Annotated in this window: 1 protein-coding gene; it reads left to right on the forward strand. The window is 44.3% G+C overall.

Going from position 1 to position 876, the window contains the following annotated elements:
• Positions 1-16 precede the first annotated feature (16 nt).
• Positions 17-876, forward strand: an 860-nt coding sequence (locus HT734_RS09320) for a DUF1542 domain-containing protein (RefSeq protein ID WP_240151654.1), incomplete at its 3' end; no start/stop codon positions are given.

Consider the following 876-nt stretch of genomic DNA (forward strand, 5'->3'; position numbering starts at 1 on the left):
GTAACAGAATGCTAAATTGTCAGAAGATGAAAAAGCAGCTGCGAAAGCCGAAGTAGCGCAAGAAGTCATCGCACCTGTAAATGCTATCAATGAAGCGAAATATCAAGATGGTGTAGATGCCGCTCAAACTACAGGAGTTAAACCAATTGGAGGAGTAACTTCAGTAGGCAAACAGACAGCGGTTGAAGCCATCCAAACAGCGTCAGAAGCTAAGATTGCCTCAATTGATAAGAATGCTAAATTGTCAGATGATGAAAAAGCAGCAGCGAAAGCCGAAGTAGCGCAAGCAGCCCTCGCAGCTGTAAATGCTATCAATGAAGCGAAAAATCAAGATGGTGTAGATGCCGCTCAAACTACAGGAGTTAAAGCAATTGAAGCAGTAAATCCAGTAGGCAAAGAGAAAGCGCTAGAAGCCATCCAAACAGCGTCAGAAGCTAAGATTGCCTCAATTGATAAGAATGCTAAATTGTCAGACGATGAAAAAGCCGCAGCGAAAGCTGAAGTAGCGAAAGCAGCCCTCGCAGCCGTTAATGCTATTAATGAGGCGAAAGATCAAGAAGGCGTAGATGGCGCTCAAACTGGAGGAGTTAAAGCAATTGAAGCAGTAACTCCAGTAGGTAAAGAGAAAGCACTAGAAGCCATCCAAACAGCGTCAGAAGCTAAGATTGCCTCAATTGATAAGAATGCTAAATTATCCGACGATGAAAAAGCCGCAGCGAAAGCCGAAGTAGCGCAAGCAGCTATCGCAGCCGTAAATGCTATCAATGAAGCGAAAGATCAAGAAGGCGTAGATGGCGCTCAAACTGCAGGAGTTAAAGCAATTGAAGCAGTAACTCCAGTAGGTAAAGAGAAAGCACTAGAAGCCATCCAAACAGC

Origin of the sequence: Streptococcus sp. k-90 (assembly GCF_013277565.1) — a bacterium.
Lineage (GTDB): Bacteria > Bacillota > Bacilli > Lactobacillales > Streptococcaceae > Streptococcus.